Here is a 15,388-nt window from a genome sequence, read left to right as displayed (position 1 = left end):
GTCCACCCGCGGCCCTTCGCTTTCCCCTCGCGTGTCGGGGCGCGGTGGCAGAATCGCCGACATGGCGGATTCCGGTGGGCACCACGTGCGGCACGTCGTCGTCCGTGCGCGCCTGCAGTTGCTCACGCTCCTCGTGACCGGGGTCCTGGCGCTGCTCGTGATCCACTTCTTCGTCTCGCCCCTTCTCTGGAGCGCCTGGGTGATCGGGGTCGTGGCGCTGCTCGTGTCCATGTCGGCGTGGGTGGTCTGGGGCACCAGACTGCGGGGCTCGCTCGCGTCCTGCGCCGTCACCTGGGCCGCGCACGTCACCGCGGCGGCCGCACTGTTCATCCTCAACGGCTACGGTGTCGCGGCCATCGCCGCGGGCGTGGTCTACGGATCCCTCTGGGCAGCGGTACTGCTGCTCCCGCTGGGGCTGGAGGCGCTGCTGATGCGGCTGCGGGCATCGTCTCTGCGGCGCGGCGAGCGGTACAGCCCCCACTAGGATCGAGGCATGGCAGGAGTATCCCGATGGCGCTGACCAAGACCGCGATAGTCGAGGCCGCCCAGGGGATCCTCGAGGAGTACGGGCTGGCGGACCTCAGCATGCGCCGCGTCGCCGACAGCCTCGGCGTCCAGGCCGGCGCCCTGTACTACCACGTGCCGAACAAGCAGACGCTCCTGGCGGAGATCGCCGACCGCATCCTCGCCGACCTCCGGGAGGTCGCGACCCTCCCGGAGTGGGCGGCCGACCTGCGTCGCGTCCTCCTCGGGCACCGCGACGGCGCGGAACTCGTCGTGACGACGCGGGCGATGGGCCTGGGCACCGTGGATCCGACGGGTCCGGCCCGGGCGCTCGTGCCGGCGGGCCCCGGCGACCACGTCCTGCGCACGTTCGAGCACTTCGTCCTCGGCGCCACCCTCCACGACCAGACCCGGGCCCAACTGGTGGGCATCGGCCTCCTGGCGGGGTTCGACCTCGAGGAGGCGGACGAGGCGTTCCGGAGCGGGGTGGACATCCTCACCCGCGGGGTTGGAATATTTATCGCACCCGTGGCATAGTTTCGCTATGACTTTCAAGGTGGCGGTGGCCGGGTGCACCGGGTACGCGGGTGGGGAACTGCTGAGGCTCCTCCTCTCGCACCCCGAGGTCGAGATCGGCGCCCTGACGGGCAGTTCCTCGGTCGGCGACCGCCTCGGCAACCACCAGCCGCACCTCGTGCCGCTCGCGGACAGGATCGTCCAGGAGACGACGGCCGACGTGCTCGCCGGCCACGACGTCGTCTTCCTGGCGCTCCCGCACGGCACGTCGGCCGCCATCGCCGAACAGCTGTCCGAGGACGTGCTCGTCGTCGACGCGGGCGCGGACTTCCGCCTCCAGGACCCCGCGCAGTGGGACCGGTTCTACGGCGGCCGCCACGCGGGCACCTGGCCCTACGGGTTGCCGGAGCTGCCCGGCCAGCGCGACGCGCTCCGGGGCGCACGCCGGGTGGCGGTCCCCGGCTGCTACCCGACCGCGTCCACCCTCGCCTTCCTGCCCGCCGTGGCGGCCGGCCTCGTCGACGCCTCCCAGCTGCACGTCGTCGCCGCATCCGGCACCTCGGGCGCGGGCAAGTCGCTGAAGCCCCACCTGCTCGGCTCCGAGATCATGGGCAACACCATGGCCTACGGAGTCGGCGGTTCCCACCGGCACACCCCCGAGATCGTGCAGAACCTCTCCCTGGTGACCGACCAGCCCGTCGCAGTGAGCTTCACCCCACTGCTCGTGCCGATGCCACGGGGCATCCTCGCCACCTGCAGCGCCCCGCTGACCGGCGACGCCTCCGCGGTGCGCCCGGCCTACGAGGCGTTCTACGCCGACGAGCCGTTCGTCACCCTGCTGCCGGAGGGGCAGTGGCCGATGACCGCCTCCGTCGTGGGCTCCAACCACGTCGCAGTCCAGGTGACGGTGGACGAGTCCATCGGCAGGCTCATCGCCATCTCCGCGATCGACAACCTCACCAAGGGCACCGCCGGTGGCGCGGTGCAGTCCATGAACCTGGCGCTCGGCCTGCCCGAGTCCACCGGCCTCACCTCGATCGGAGTCGCCCCATGAGCGTCACCCTCCCGAAGGGCTTCGTCGCGGCCGGCGTCGCCGCGGGCCTGAAGAGCAGCGGCAAGCCGGACGTCGCCGTCGTGGTGAACCAGGGCCCCGGCATGTCGGCGGCCGCCGTGTTCACCAGCAACCGCGTCCAAGCGGCGCCGGTCAAGTGGTCCAGACAGGTCACCGCTGATGGCCAGGTGCAGGCGGTCGTCCTCAACTCGGGCGGCGCCAACGCCTGCACGGGATCGCCCGGGTTCGAGGACGCGGCCGCCACCGCCGCCCACGCGGCTGAGCTCCTGCGCCTGCCGGCCGACAACGTCGCCGTCTGCTCCACCGGGCTGATCGGCATCCGGCTGCCCATGCCCGAGCTGCTCACGGGTGTCGAGGCGGCGGTCGGGGAACTCTCGGCCGAGGGCGGGGCCTCTGCGGCGCGCGCGATCATGACCACGGACAGCGTCCCCAAGGAAGCCGGCGCGACGCGCGACGGATGGTCCGTCGGCGGCATGGCCAAGGGCGCGGGCATGCTCGCGCCCGGCCTCGCGACCATGCTCGTCGTGCTCACCACGGACGCCGACGTGGAGCCCGCGGCCCTCGACCGCGCGCTGAGGGCCGCGACCCGCGTCACCTTCGACCGCGCCGACTCCGACGGCTGCATGTCCACCAACGACACGGTGGTCGTGCTCGCCTCCGGCGCCTCGGGCATCAGGCCCTCCGACGACGAACTCGCCGCCGCGCTCACGGAGGTGTCCGCCGACCTGGCGCGGCAGCTCATCCACGACGCCGAGGGGGCCCACCACGACATCGCGATCGAGGTGGTGGGTGCCGCCACGGAGGCAGATGCCGAGACCGTGGGCCGGGAGATCGCGCGTTCCAACCTCTTCAAGTGCGCGGTGTTCGGCAACGACCCCAACTGGGGCCGCGTGCTGAGCGCGATCGGCGTCACGGACGCCGAGTTCGACCCCGACCTCCTCGACGTCAGCTTCAACGGCGTGATGGTCTGCCGCGGCGGGCAGATCGGCGAGGACCGCTCGCTGGTGGACCTGGGCCCCCGCGACGTGCACGTGCTCGTCGACCTCCACGCCGGCGACGCGACCGCCACCATCCTCACCAACGACCTGACGTACGACTACGTCCGTGAGAACGCGGAGTACTCCTCATGACCGACCCCCTGGACACCCCGCTGAGCAAGGCGCAGACCCTCATCGAGGCGCTGCCGTGGCTCACCGAGTACTCCGGCCAGATCATGGTCATCAAGTACGGCGGCAACGCCATGACCGACGATGCGCTGAAGCGCGCGCTCGCGAAGGACATCGTGTTCCTGCGGCGCGTCGGCGTGAAGCCCGTCGTCGTGCACGGTGGCGGCCCGCAGATCTCGTCCATGCTGAGCCGCCTCGACATCGAGTCGGAGTTCCGCGGCGGGCTGCGGGTGACGACGCCGGAGTCCATGGAGATCGTGCGGATGGTGCTGGTGGGGCAGGTCGGTCGCGAGCTCGTCAACCTCATCAACGAGCACGGGCCCTTCGCCGTCGGCATGTCGGGCGAGGACGGCGGCCTCTTCACGGCGAGGAAGCGCACCGTCGTCGTCGAGGACGAGGAGGTCGACCTCGGTCTCGTCGGCGACATCGACTCGGTCGACCCGTCCAGCCTCCTGGACCTAATCGACGCGGGACGGATCCCGGTCGTCGCGTCGGTCGCGCCCGACGACCAGGGACAGGTCTACAACGTGAACGCGGACACCGCCGCGGCCGCGCTCGCCGCCTCCATCGGCGCCCGCCGGCTCGTGATGCTGACCAACGTGGCCGGGCTGTACGGGAACTACCCCGACCCCGACTCCCTCATCAAGGACATCACCGCAGAGGAGGCGCGCGCGCTGCTGCCGACGCTCGAGGCGGGGATGATCCCCAAGATCGAGGCCTGCCTGGCCGCCGTCGACGGGGGAGTCGCCTCGGCCACCATCAACGACGGGCGGCTGCCGCACGCGCTGCTGCTCGAGATCTTCACCGACGAGGGCGTGGGAACGATGGTGCACCGATGAGCAACCAGGAACTGCAGGCCCGCTACGGCCACGTGATGATGAACGCGTTCGGGGCGCCGAAGCGCGTCTTCGTCGAGGGACGCGGGGTCCATGTGCGCGACGCCGACGGCAGGGAGTACACCGACCTGTTGGCCGGCCTGGCGGTGCTCGGGCTCGGGCACGCGCACCCGGCCGTGACGCGGGCCGTCACCACACAGCTCGACACGCTGGGCCACATCTCGAACCTGTACGCCTCCGAGCCGCAGATCCGTCTCGCGGAGCGCCTGGCGGCGGCGCTCGGCGACCCGTCGGCGCGCGTCTTCTTCAGCAACTCCGGCTCCGAGGCGAACGAGACCGCCTTCAAGCTCACCCGTCTGACCGGCCGGACGAAGATCGTCGCGATGGAGGGCTCCTTCCACGGCCGCACGAGCGCGGCCCTGGCCATCACCCACAACCCCAAGTACCGGGAGCCGTTCGAGCCGCTGCCCGGGGACGTGGTGTTCGTGCCGTACGGTGACGTGGCGGCGCTCGAGGCCGTCGTCGACGACGAGACGGCCGCGGTCGTGCTGGAGGTGCTGCAGGGGGAGAACGGCGTCGTTCCGGCTCCCGACGGTCACGTGCAGGCAGCACGCCGACTGACCGAGGCGCACGGGGCGCTGCTCTGGATCGACGAGGTCCAGACCGGGATCGGCCGCTGCGGCGCGCTGTTCGCGCACCATGCCGAGGGGGTCACCCCGGACCTGGTGACCGTGGCCAAGGGGCTCGGCAACGGCTTCCCCGTCGGCGCCTGCCTGGCCACCGGCCGCGCCTCGGATTTCTTCCAGCCGGGCATGCACGGCACGACCTTCGGAGGGAACCCCGTCGCGGCGGCGGCCGGCAACGCGGTGCTCGACGTGCTCGAGGACGGGCTCCTGGAGCACGTGACGGAGACCGGCGACTGGCTCGCCGGCGAGATCGAGGGCCTCGGTCACCCGCTCGTCGACCACGTCCGGGGCCGCGGCCTGCTGCGCGGCGTGGTGCTCACCGCCGACATCGCCCCCGCCGTCGCTGAGTCCGCACTGGACGCCGGGTTCATCATCAACGCCCCCCGGCCGGGCGTCCTGCGGCTCGCGCCGCCGCTCATCATCACCCGCGACGAGTTGCGGCCCTTCGTCGACGCCCTGCCCGCCCTGCTCGACCGCCATGGGTGACGTCTCGCGCGCCGGCCGCCAGGCCACGCTGCGGCAGTTGCTGGGGGAGGCCCGCTACACGTCGCAGTCGGAGCTCTCGGAGGCCCTGGCGCAACAGGGGATCGTGGTGAGCCAGTCGACGCTGTCGAAGGACCTCGTCGCGCTGGGCGCCTCGCGACGACGCGCCGCGGACGGGTCGCTCGTCTACGTCCTGCAGCCGCACGACCACGCCGCCGCCGAGCGGCTCGCCCGGCTGTGCGGCGAGCTGCTGCAGTCACTGCACGTCGCGCAGAACCAGATCGTGCTGAGAACACCGCCCGGCGCCGCACAGTACTTCGGTTCCGCGCTCGACCGCGGTGCCATCGACGGGGTCGTCGGTACGATCGCCGGCGACGACACGGTGCTCGTGATCGCCCGCGACGTCGAGGCGGCTGAGCACGTCGCGTCGGAACTGTCGTTCATGACCAAGACCGGACAACTGAGAGAGGGAGCATCGTGACCGAGGGACGCCTGTGGGGAGGCCGCTTCGCCGGCGGACCCAGCGACGCGATGTTCGCGCTGAGCAAGTCCACCCAGTTCGACTGGCGCCTGGCGCTGCATGACATAGCGGGGTCTCGGGCGCACGCCAAGGCGTTGCACGCCGCCGGGTACCTGACCGCGGAGCAGGCCGACGCCATGGACGCCGGTCTGGTCGAGCTCGGGCGACGCGTCGAGTCCGGCGAGTTCGTGGCGGCACCCACCGACGAGGACGTCCACGGCGCGCTCGAGCGCGGGCTGAAGGAGGTGGTCGGCGCCGAGCTCGGCGGCCGACTGCGTGCCGGGCGCTCCCGCAACGACCAGATCGCGACGCTCATCCGCCGCTACCTTCGGGAGGAGATCCGGCTCCTGGCCCAGGACGTCGACGGCGTCATCTCCGCTCTCGCGGACCAGGCCGAGACCCACCTGGGCGCGGTGATGCCGGGCCGAACCCACCTGCAGTCGGCCCAGCCCATCCTCCTAAGCCACCACCTGCTCGCCCACGCGTGGCCCCTCGTGCGCGACGTGGAGCGTCTCCGGGACCTCGACCGTCGCTTGGCCGTCAGCCCGTACGGCTCGGCCGCGCTCGCCGGCACCTCGCTCGGGCTGGACCCCGAGCTGGTGGCGTGCGAGCTCGGGTTCCAGTCGTCCGTGCCGAACTCCATCGACGGCACGGCCGCGCGCGACCTCGTCGCGGAGGCGGCGTTCGTCCTCGCCCAGATCGGCGTGGACCTGTCGAGGCTAAGCGAGGACGTCATCCTGTGGTGCACCGCGGAGTTCGGCTTCGCCTCCCTCGACGACGCATGGTCCACGGGCAGCTCGATCATGCCGCAGAAGAAGAACCCCGACGTGGCCGAGCTCGCCCGTGGCAAGGCCGGCCGACTGATCGGCAACCTGGCCGGGCTGCTGGCCACCCTGAAGGGGCTCCCCCTGGCCTACAACCGCGACCTGCAGGAGGACAAGGAGCCGATCTTCGACGGGATCGACCAGCTCCACGTCCTGATCCCGGCAGTCGCGGGCATGGTCGCCACGCTGACCTTCCATGAGGACCGGATGGCCGAGGTGGCGCCGCTGGGGTTCTCGCTCGCCACCGACGTCGCGGACCACCTCGTCCGCCAGAAGGTGCCCTTCGCCGTCGCCCACGAGGTGGCGGGGGAGACGGTGCGCTACTGCGAGCAGCACGGCAAGACGCTGTCCGAGCTCACCGCCGACGACCTGCCCCGCATCTCCGAGTACCTCGACGAGGGCGTGCTGGCGGTGCTCACGGTGGAGGGCTCCGTGTCCTCGCGCGATGGACGGGGCGGCACCGCACCGGCACGGGTGAAGGAACAGGTCGCCGAGTTGCGGGCGGCCCGCAGCCGCCTGGCCCAGTGGGCCGAGCTTGGTTGAGCGGGATCCGCGGTTGGTCCACCCACAACGCGAACCTTTAGAGTGACCCCCATGAACCTGTTCGAAGACCTGACCTGGCGTGGGCTCATCGCCCATTCGACGGACCCGGACGCCCTCGCGGCGCACCTCGGCGACGGGCCGGTCAAGTTCTATGTGGGGTTCGACCCGACGGCGGCGAGCCTCCACATCGGACACCTCATGCAGCTGCTGATGGCCCGCCGGCTCCAGCAGGGCGGCCACGTCCCGCACCTGCTGGTCGGGGGCGCCACCGGGCTCATCGGCGACCCGAAGGAATCGGGCGAACGGGTGATGAACGACCTGGACGTGGTCGCCGGCTGGGTGGAGCGCATCCGACAGCAGACCCAGCAGTTCGTCTCCTTCGACGGAGACAATGCCGCGGTCCTCGTCAACAACCTCGACTGGACGCAGGGCCTGAGCGCCCTCGACTTCCTGCGCGACCTCGGCAAGCATTTCCCGGTCAACCGCATGCTGGCGCGCGACGTGGTGTCGCGCCGCCTGGAGTCCGGCATCTCCTACACGGAGTTCAGCTACGTGCTGCTCCAGTCCAACGACTTCCGCGAGCTGTACCGCCGGTACGGGGTGACGCTGCAGTCCGGCGGCTCCGACCAGTGGGGCAACATCACCGCCGGCGTCGAGCTCATCCGGCGCAGCGACCAGGGCAAGGTGCACGCCTTGGCGACGCCGCTGGTGACGAAGGCCGACGGCACGAAGTTCGGCAAGACCGAGGGGGGCGCCGTCTGGCTCGATCCCGAGCTCACCAGCCCCTACGCCTTCCACCAGTTCTGGCTCAACGCCGAGGACGCCAAGGTGGTCGACTACCTGAAGATGTTCTCGTTCCGGTCCCGCGAGGAGATCGAGGAGCTGGAGAAGGCGACGGCCGAGGCACCCTTCCGCCGGGAGGCGCAGAAGGCGCTCGCCGACGACGTGACCGACTTGGTGCATGGTGAAGCAGAACGACGCGCGGCGGTCGATGCCGCGCAAGCCCTCTTCGGGCGAGGAGAACTGCGCGAGCTCTCGGCCCGGTCCCTCGAGGGCGTCATGCGGGAGGTCGGCGCCGCGGAGCTCACCGAGCCGGTGTCCTTCGCCGACGCGATGGTGCTGTCCGGGGTCGTCGACTCCAAGTCCGCCGCGCGACGTGCGGTGCAGGAGGGCGGCGGTTACCTGAACAACGAGAAGGTGACCGACGCGGATGCTCCCCTCGAGCGGGACGCGCTCCTCCATGGCCGTTTCGCGGTGATCCGCCGCGGCCGGAAGACCGTGGGCGGCGTCTTCTTCGCTAGCTGATCTCGACGAGGCCCTCCGGCCCCAGCGACGTCACGACCGCGCGCGTCCGGGCGGCGGACTGTTCCATCGCCTCCGCCAGTGCCGGCACCCGGGCCCGGGCCTCGGGGATCAGGTAGACCCTTGCGGGACGTGCACCTGACTGCTTCGTGATCAGTGTGGGTGCCCAGCGCATCGCGGTGGCCTCGAATCCCTGGGGAGTCTCGGCGAACGTCACCTCGGCGAGGTAACCGTCATAGGTGGCCGGCTGGGCGGGTCCGCTCTGGGCGATCAGGTTCCCGGCACCGTAGACGACCCACTTGCCGTTGACCCGGTCGATGGGTTGCACGACGTGGGCGTGCTGGCCGAAGACGAAGTCCACGTCATCCGAGGCCGTCACGGCCGCGACGAAGTCGCGCTGCTGTGCGTTCGGCTCGTGCCGGTACTCATCGCCCGCGTGGATGTGGACGGCGACGATGTCGGCCCCCGCCGCGCGGCACCGAGCAGCGTCCTCGAGCGCGACGTCGGCGTCGAGCAGGTCCACGGCCCACTCGCGACCCTCCGGCTTGGGGATGCCGTTCAGCCCATAGGTCTGGGAGACGATGCAGACTGCCACGTCCTCGTCGGTGGTGATGATCGTCGGCTTCTCCGACTCCTCGCGGGTGGCGTGGCTGCCCGCGGTGAGGATCCCGGCCGCCCGGTGCACGTCGAGGGTGCGCACGAGTCCCTCCCACCCCTGGTCCAGAGTGTGGTTCGACGCGGTGGTGCACACGTCCCAGCCCACCTTCGCCACGGCGACCGCCACCTCTTGCGGGGCGGCGAACAGTGGGTAGTCACTGAAGGGGCCACCCGCCGGTGCGAACGGCACCTCGGCGTGGCAGATGGCGAGATCGGCTTCGCTCACCAAGGATTGCAGGGAGGCGAGCATCGGATAGAAGTCCAAGCCACCGCCGGCTGCCGCCCCGTCGAGCTCCGCACTGCGCCAGAGCGTGTCGTGCCACAGGAGGTCGCCGGACACATTGATGGTGACCCGCCTCGGCTCCGTCGGCGCCGGAGTAGGCGTGGGGGATGGCGACGACATGGGGCTCGACGGTGCCGACGAGGCAGGCCACGAGCTCGGCGACGGGGTCGCCGCCGCACGGCTGGGCGATGGGAAGTTCGTAGGTGGAGGCTCGACAGTGGGAGCGACGGGCGACGGAGCGCAGCCGGTCAGCAGCAGGCCTACGGCGGCCCCGACAAGCACCTTCCTCATGTCTCCAGAGTCTAGGCTGCGGGTGAGCAGAGACGGGTTGACGGTGTGGTTGGGGTGGTGTAGTGTTCCGCAGGTTGCCCGTTGAGGGTGACTGTGCAGGATAACTTCATCGTGTGGGAGCTGCTGGGTCGGGTTTGACTGGCGCGAGTGATGTGTGTATGGTTGGTGGTCGCCGCTGGTGCGGTTCGATCACAGTCTTCAGTGCAAACCACGTTGTGGGGAGCGAGATCATGTCGGTCTGGGCTTGTTTGCCCGATTTGATTGCAGGTCCTGGATGAAGTAATGTTGTGAGAGCCGCGAATGCGGCGGATGAATTACAACTGAACTGAGTGAGAGATGCGGATTTGACACCGCGGGATCATGAAAGTAAAGTTGTTCGAGTTGCCCCAAGCCGGTCACGTGAGTGGGAGGCGCGGGACGCACCCGAAACTTGAGAACTCAACAGCGTACTAAAAGTCAATGCCAATCAATGCACATGGCAATTTTATATTGCTCGTGCGTCCCGTCGCATGGCCTCGGTCATGTAACGGTTCCTTTGATTAAAATAAATAATTGATTAGATCCAGCAATGGATCCTGTCAGTATCATTTTCTGTTGACGGTAACTGGGATGAACACCCGAAACCGAACATTTTCAACGGAGAGTTTGATCCTGGCTCAGGACGAACGCTGGCGGCGTGCTTAACACATGCAAGTCGAACGGTAAGGCCCCTTCGGGGGTACACGAGTGGCGAACGGGTGAGTAACACGTGAGTAACCTGCCCTTGACTCTGGGATAACAGCTGGAAACAGCTGCTAATACCGGATACGAACCTCTTAGGCATCTTCGAGGTTGGAAAGTTCCGGCGGTCAAGGATGGACTCGCGGCCTATCAGCTTGTTGGTGAGGTAACGGCTCACCAAGGCGACGACGGGTAGCCGGCCTGAGAGGGCGACCGGCCACATTGGGACTGAGATACGGCCCAAACTCCTACGGGAGGCAGCAGTGGGGAATATTGCACAATGGGCGAAAGCCTGATGCAGCAACGCCGCGTGCGGGAAGACGGCCTTCGGGTTGTAAACCGCTTTCAGTAGGGACGAAGCTAACGTGACGGTACCTACAGAAGAAGCACCGGCTAACTACGTGCCAGCAGCCGCGGTGATACGTAGGGTGCGAGCGTTGTCCGGAATTATTGGGCGTAAAGAGCTTGTAGGCGGTTTGTCACGTCGGGAGTGAAAACTCGGGGCTTAACCCCGAGCCTGCTTCCGATACGGGCTGACTTGAGGAAGGTAGGGGAGAATGGAATTCCTGGTGAAGCGGTGGAATGCGTAGATATCAGGAGGAACACCAGTGGCGAAGGCGGTTCTCTGGACCTTTCCTGACGCTGAGAAGCGAAAGCGTGGGGAGCAAACAGGCTTAGATACCCTGGTAGTCCACGCCGTAAACGGTGGGTACTAGGTGTGGGGAACATTCCACGTTCTCCGTGCCGCAGCTAACGCATTAAGTACCCCGCCTGGGGAGTACGGCCGCAAGGCTAAAACTCAAAGGAATTGACGGGGCCCCGCACAAGCGGCGGAGCATGCGGATTAATTCGATGCAACGCGAAGAACCTTACCTGGGTTTGACATATACCGGAAACATCTAGAGATAGGTGCCCCTTTTTGGTCGGTATACAGGTGGTGCATGGCTGTCGTCAGCTCGTGTCGTGAGATGTTGGGTTAAGTCCCGCAACGAGCGCAACCCTCGTCCTATGTTGCCAGCGGATAATGCCGGGGACTCATAGGAGACCGCCGGGGTCAACTCGGAGGAAGGTGGGGATGACGTCAAGTCATCATGCCCCTTATGTCCAGGGCTTCACGCATGCTACAATGGCCGGTACAAAGAGCTGCGAACCTGCAAGGGTGAGCGAATCTCAAAAAGCCGGTCTCAGTTCGGATTGGGGTCTGCAACTCGACCCCATGAAGTCGGAGTCGCTAGTAATCGCAGATCAGCAACGCTGCGGTGAATACGTTCCCGGGGCTTGTACACACCGCCCGTCAAGTCATGAAAGTCGGTAACACCCGAAGCCAGTGGCCTAACCCTTTGGGAGGGAGCTGTCGAAGGTGGGACCGGTAATTAGGACTAAGTCGTAACAAGGTAGCCGTACCGGAAGGTGCGGCTGGATCACCTCCTTTCTAAGGAGCCATTTGGTGGCAAGGCGCAGCCTTGTTGCCCATGCGCCGGTTTTGGAGCGTTCGTCTCCAGCCGGCTGGCACCGGAATGTGGAACATTGACTATTAAGCGGATCTTCGGGTCTCGTCAGTACAACCTGCTTGCAGGAGTGGAACCTCGAGGTGTTGGAGTGATGCCTAAGTACGCTGTTGGGTCCTGAAGGGTCGGTTGCTTGCAACGCCTTCTAGCGGACCGGTGTCCGAGTCGTCTTAGGACGGTGAGGAGCTGGGCCCGCCCGTATCTTGAGAACTTCACAGTGGACGCGAGCATCTTTGTAGATTTAACAAGCTACTAAGTGCGATCGGTGGATGCCTTGGCACCAGGAGCCGATGAAGGACGTTGTAACCTGCGATAAGCCACGGGGAGCTGGTAAACGAGCTTTGATCCGTGGATCTCCGAATAGGGAAACCTTGAAATACCAGAGTCATGTCTGGCAACCTCCGCCTGAATATATAGGGCGGTTGGAGGGAACGTGGGGAAGTGAAACATCTCAGTACCCACAGGAAGAGAAAACAACAGTGATTCCGTAAGTAGTGGCGAGCGAACGCGGAAGAGGCCAAACCCAAGTTGTGTGATAGCTGACAGGCGTTGCAATTTGGGGGTTGTGGGACCGCTCCGACTGTGCTGTCGAACAGTCAGAGAGTAAGAAATGATCAACTAAGTCGAAACAGTTGGGAAGCTGTAGCAAAGAGGGTAATACTCCCGTACACGTAAATTGATCACTCTCGAGCGTCATCCCAAGTAATGCGGAACCCCTGAAATTCCGCATGAATCTGGCGGGACCATCCGCTAAGCCTAAATACTACCTGGTGACCGATAGCGGACAAGTACCGTGAGGGAAAGGTGAAAAGTACCCCGGGAGGGGAGTGAAATAGTACCTGAAACCGATCGCATACAATCCGTCGGAGCCCGCAAGGGTGACGGCGTGCCTTTTGAAGAATGAGCCTGCGAGTTAGTGGTATGTGGCGAGGTTAACCCGTGTGGGGAAGCCGTAGCGAAAGCAAGTCCTAATAGGGCGCTTTAGTCGCATGCTCTAGACCCGAAGCGAAGTGATCTATCCATGGCCAGGGTGAAGCGAGGGTAAGACCTCGTGGAGGCCCGAACTCACTTAGGTTGAAAACTGAGGAGATGAGCTGTGGATAGGGGTGAAAGGCCAATCAAACTTCGTGATAGCTGGTTCTCCCCGAAATGCATTTAGGTGCAGCGTTGCGTGTTTCTTGCCGGAGGTAGAGCACTGGATGGTCTAGGGGGCCCACAAGCTTACCGAAATCAGCCAAACTCCGAATGCCGGCAAGTGAGAGCGCAGCAGTGAGACTGTGGGGGATAAGCTTCATAGTCGAGAGGGAAACAGCCCAGATCATCAGCTAAGGCCCCTAAGCGATAACTAAGTGGAAAAGGATGTGGAGTTGCGGAGACAACCAGGAGGTTGGCTTGGAAGCAGCCACCCTTGAAAGAGTGCGTAATAGCTCACTGGTCAAGTGATTCTGCGCCGACAATTTAGCGGGGCTCAAGTTATCCGCCGAAGCTATGGCATTCGTACGAGTAACCGTAAGGTTGTACGGATGGGTAGGGGAGCGTCGTATGCGCGATGAAGCGGCGGGGTGACCCAGCCGTGGAGAGCATACGAGTGAGAATGCAGGCATGAGTAGCGAAAGACGGGTGAGAAACCCGTCCGCCGAATATCCAAGGGTTCCAGGGTCAAGCTAATCTGCCCTGGGTAAGTCGGGACCTAAGGCGAGGCCGACAGGCGTAGTCGATGGACAACGGGTTGATATTCCCGTACCGGCGAAACACGGCCCATGCCGACCTGAGTGATGCTAAGCATGCAAGGTCGAGTGAAGTCTTCGGACGGATCTCGACTGAGTCTGCGACCCAAACTCACATTAGGCAAGCTGCGGAGGGACGCAGGAAGGTAGCTCATCCTGGGCGATGGTTGTCCCAGGCTAAGTGTGTAGGGCGAGGTGTAGGCAAATCCGCATCTCATGTGCCTGAGACATGACGGGTCTGACGTTTCGACGTTGGATTGAGTGATCCTATGCTGCCTAGAAAAGCTTCGTGAGCGACGTGTTAGCCGCCCGTACCCCAAACCGACACAGGTGGATAAGTAGAGAATACTAAGGCGATCGAGAGAATCGTGGTGAAGGAACTCGGCAAAATACCCCCGTAACTTCGGAATAAGGGGGACCGGACGCGTATTAGAATTTACTTTGAAAGCGCTGAAGGTCGCAGAGACCATGCCCAAGCGACTGTTTACCAAAAACACAGGTCCGTGCCAAGTCGAAAGACGATGTATACGGACTGACTCCTGCCCGGTGCTGGAAGGTCAAGGGGAAGGGTTAGCTTCGGCGAAGCCTTGAACTTAAGCCCCAGTAAACGGCGGTGGTAACTATAACCATCCTAAGGTAGCGAAATTCCTTGTCGGGTAAGTTCCGACCTGCACGAATGGAGTAACGACTTGGGCGCTGTCTCCACCACGAACTCGGCGAAATTGCACTACGAGTAAAGATGCTCGTTACGCGCAGCAGGACGGAAAGACCCCGGGACCTTTACTATAACTTGGTATTGGTGATCGGGACGACTTGTGTAGGATAGGTGGGAGACTTTGAAGCTTGGACGCCAGTTCAGGTGGAGTCATCGTTGAAATACCACTCTGGTCGTTCTGGTTATCTAACCTAGGTCCATTATCTGGATCAGGGACAGTGCCTGGCGGGTAGTTTGACTGGGGCGGTCGCCTCCTAAAAGGTAACGGAGGCGCCCAAAGGTTCCCTCAGCCTGGTTGGCAATCAGGTTTTGAGCGTAAATGTACAAGGGAGCTTGACTGCGAGAGAGACATCTCGAGCAGGGACGAAAGTCGGGATTAGTGATCTTCTGGTGGCACATGGAAGCGCCAGGACTCAACGGATAAAAGGTACCCCGGGGATAACAGGCTGATCTTGCCCGAGCGTCCATAGCGACGGCATGGTTTGGCACCTCGATGTCGGCTCGTCGCATCCTGGGGCTGTAGTCGGTCCCAAGGGTTGGGCTGTTCGCCCATTAAAGCGGCACGCGAGCTGGGTTCAGAACGTCGTGAGACAGTTCGGTCCCTATCCGCTGCGCGCGTAGGAGTCTTGAGAAGAGCTGATCCTAGTACGAGAGGACCGGATCGGACTGACCTCTGGTGTGCCAGTTGTCCTGCCAAGGGCACGGCTGGTTGGCTACGTCGGGACGTGATAACCGCTGAAAGCATCTAAGCGGGAAGCACACTTCAAGATGAGGGCTCCCACAGAATAATCTGGTAAGGCCCCCGGCAGACCACCGGGTGATAGGTCGGATGTGGAAGTGCTGAAAGGCATGGAGCTGACCGATACTAATAGGCCGAGGGCTTGTTTTCTACAAAGATGCTACGCGTCCACTGTGAGGTTCCCGAGAGACGGTCGGGAACTACAATTCAATAGTTCCGATCACTATCTCCATAGTGTTTCGGTGGTCATAGCGAAGGGGAAATACCCGGCAACATTCCGAACCCGGAAGTCAAGC

Annotated in this window: 10 protein-coding genes and 2 rRNA genes; 11 read left to right on the top strand and 1 reads right to left on the bottom strand. The window is 65.0% G+C overall.

The window, feature by feature from the left end:
• Positions 1–61: 61 nt before the first annotated feature.
• The 9 genes from BLR46_RS05075 to tyrS are packed head-to-tail and all read left to right on the top strand — an operon-like array spanning position 62 to position 8,455.
• A complete protein-coding gene (locus BLR46_RS05075) occupies positions 62–484 on the top strand; it encodes a hypothetical protein (RefSeq protein WP_093249619.1) in 423 nt (140 codons plus the stop codon).
• Between the two features lie 26 nt (positions 485–510).
• The gene (locus BLR46_RS05070; protein WP_093249618.1) at positions 511–1,041 is read left to right on the top strand and encodes a TetR family transcriptional regulator; all 531 of its coding nucleotides are present in this window, start codon (positions 511–513) and stop codon (positions 1,039–1,041) included.
• Positions 1,042–1,048: 7 nt separating this feature from the next.
• Positions 1,049–2,074, top strand: coding sequence for an N-acetyl-gamma-glutamyl-phosphate reductase (gene argC / locus BLR46_RS05065; protein ID WP_093249616.1), 1,026 nt, complete (start codon positions 1,049–1,051; stop codon positions 2,072–2,074).
• Positions 2,071–3,222, top strand: coding sequence for a bifunctional glutamate N-acetyltransferase/amino-acid acetyltransferase ArgJ (argJ, locus tag BLR46_RS05060; protein ID WP_093249615.1), 1,152 nt, complete (start codon positions 2,071–2,073; stop codon positions 3,220–3,222). Before argC ends, argJ begins: the two co-directional genes overlap by 4 nt.
• The gene (argB, locus tag BLR46_RS05055) at positions 3,219–4,097 is read left to right on the top strand and encodes an acetylglutamate kinase (RefSeq protein ID WP_093249613.1); all 879 of its coding nucleotides are present in this window, start codon (positions 3,219–3,221) and stop codon (positions 4,095–4,097) included. The genes argJ and argB overlap by 4 nt, the downstream gene beginning before the upstream one ends.
• Positions 4,094–5,266 carry an acetylornithine transaminase gene (locus BLR46_RS05050; protein WP_093249610.1) on the top strand — a complete coding sequence of 391 codons (1,173 nt, stop codon included), beginning with the start codon at positions 4,094–4,096 and terminating at the stop codon, positions 5,264–5,266. The genes argB and BLR46_RS05050 overlap by 4 nt, the downstream gene beginning before the upstream one ends.
• Positions 5,259–5,744 (top strand): arginine repressor, encoded by a 486-nt coding sequence (locus tag BLR46_RS05045; protein WP_093249608.1) that lies wholly within the window; start codon positions 5,259–5,261, stop codon positions 5,742–5,744. Before BLR46_RS05050 ends, BLR46_RS05045 begins: the two co-directional genes overlap by 8 nt.
• A 50-nt stretch (positions 5,745–5,794) precedes the next feature.
• Positions 5,795–7,150, top strand: coding sequence for an argininosuccinate lyase (argH, locus tag BLR46_RS05040; protein ID WP_245701584.1), 1,356 nt, complete (start codon positions 5,795–5,797; stop codon positions 7,148–7,150).
• A 51-nt stretch (positions 7,151–7,201) separates the two neighbouring features.
• Positions 7,202–8,455, top strand: a complete 1,254-nt coding sequence (gene tyrS / locus BLR46_RS05035; protein ID WP_093249603.1) for a tyrosine--tRNA ligase — start codon at positions 7,202–7,204, stop codon at positions 8,453–8,455.
• On the opposite strand, the gene BLR46_RS05030 is transcribed toward tyrS, so the two are convergent.
• On the bottom strand, positions 8,448–9,512 hold the full coding sequence (locus tag BLR46_RS05030) for a CapA family protein (protein ID WP_176761675.1): 1,065 nt from the start codon (positions 9,510–9,512) through the stop codon (positions 8,448–8,450). The genes tyrS and BLR46_RS05030 overlap by 8 nt on opposite strands.
• A gap of 804 nt (positions 9,513–10,316) precedes the next feature.
• On the opposite strand from BLR46_RS05030, the gene BLR46_RS05025 reads away from it, so the two are divergent.
• Positions 10,317–11,835 (top strand): 16S ribosomal RNA (locus BLR46_RS05025).
• 318 nt (positions 11,836–12,153) lie between these two features.
• Positions 12,154–15,242 (top strand): 23S ribosomal RNA (locus BLR46_RS05020).
• The 16S and 23S rRNA genes sit together here, the layout of an rRNA operon.
• The last annotated feature ends 146 nt before the right edge of the window (positions 15,243–15,388 follow it).

It is taken from the genome of Tessaracoccus oleiagri (genome assembly GCF_900103275.1).
GTDB classification, from domain to species: Bacteria; Actinomycetota; Actinomycetes; order Propionibacteriales; family Propionibacteriaceae; genus Arachnia; species Arachnia oleiagri.
This window is presented reverse-complemented; position numbering and strand designations above follow the sequence as displayed.

What these genes read in the sequence shown, in the direction of transcription:
- BLR46_RS05075 (WP_093249619.1), top strand. Translation starts at nt 62, where the DNA reads ATGGCGGATTCCGGTGGGCACCACGTGCGGCACGTCGTCGTCCGTGCG.
- BLR46_RS05070 (WP_093249618.1), top strand. Translation starts at nt 511, where the DNA reads ATGGCGCTGACCAAGACCGCGATAGTCGAGGCCGCCCAGGGGATCCTC.
- argC (WP_093249616.1), top strand. Translation starts at nt 1,049, where the DNA reads ATGACTTTCAAGGTGGCGGTGGCCGGGTGCACCGGGTACGCGGGTGGG.
- argJ (WP_093249615.1), top strand. Translation starts at nt 2,071, where the DNA reads ATGAGCGTCACCCTCCCGAAGGGCTTCGTCGCGGCCGGCGTCGCCGCG.
- argB (WP_093249613.1), top strand. Translation starts at nt 3,219, where the DNA reads ATGACCGACCCCCTGGACACCCCGCTGAGCAAGGCGCAGACCCTCATC.
- BLR46_RS05050 (WP_093249610.1), top strand. Translation starts at nt 4,094, where the DNA reads ATGAGCAACCAGGAACTGCAGGCCCGCTACGGCCACGTGATGATGAAC.
- BLR46_RS05045 (WP_093249608.1), top strand. Translation starts at nt 5,259, where the DNA reads ATGGGTGACGTCTCGCGCGCCGGCCGCCAGGCCACGCTGCGGCAGTTG.
- argH (WP_245701584.1), top strand. Translation starts at nt 5,795, where the DNA reads ATGTTCGCGCTGAGCAAGTCCACCCAGTTCGACTGGCGCCTGGCGCTG.
- tyrS (WP_093249603.1), top strand. Translation starts at nt 7,202, where the DNA reads ATGAACCTGTTCGAAGACCTGACCTGGCGTGGGCTCATCGCCCATTCG.
- BLR46_RS05030 (WP_176761675.1), bottom strand. Translation starts at nt 9,512, where the DNA reads ATGTCGTCGCCATCCCCCACGCCTACTCCGGCGCCGACGGAGCCGAGG.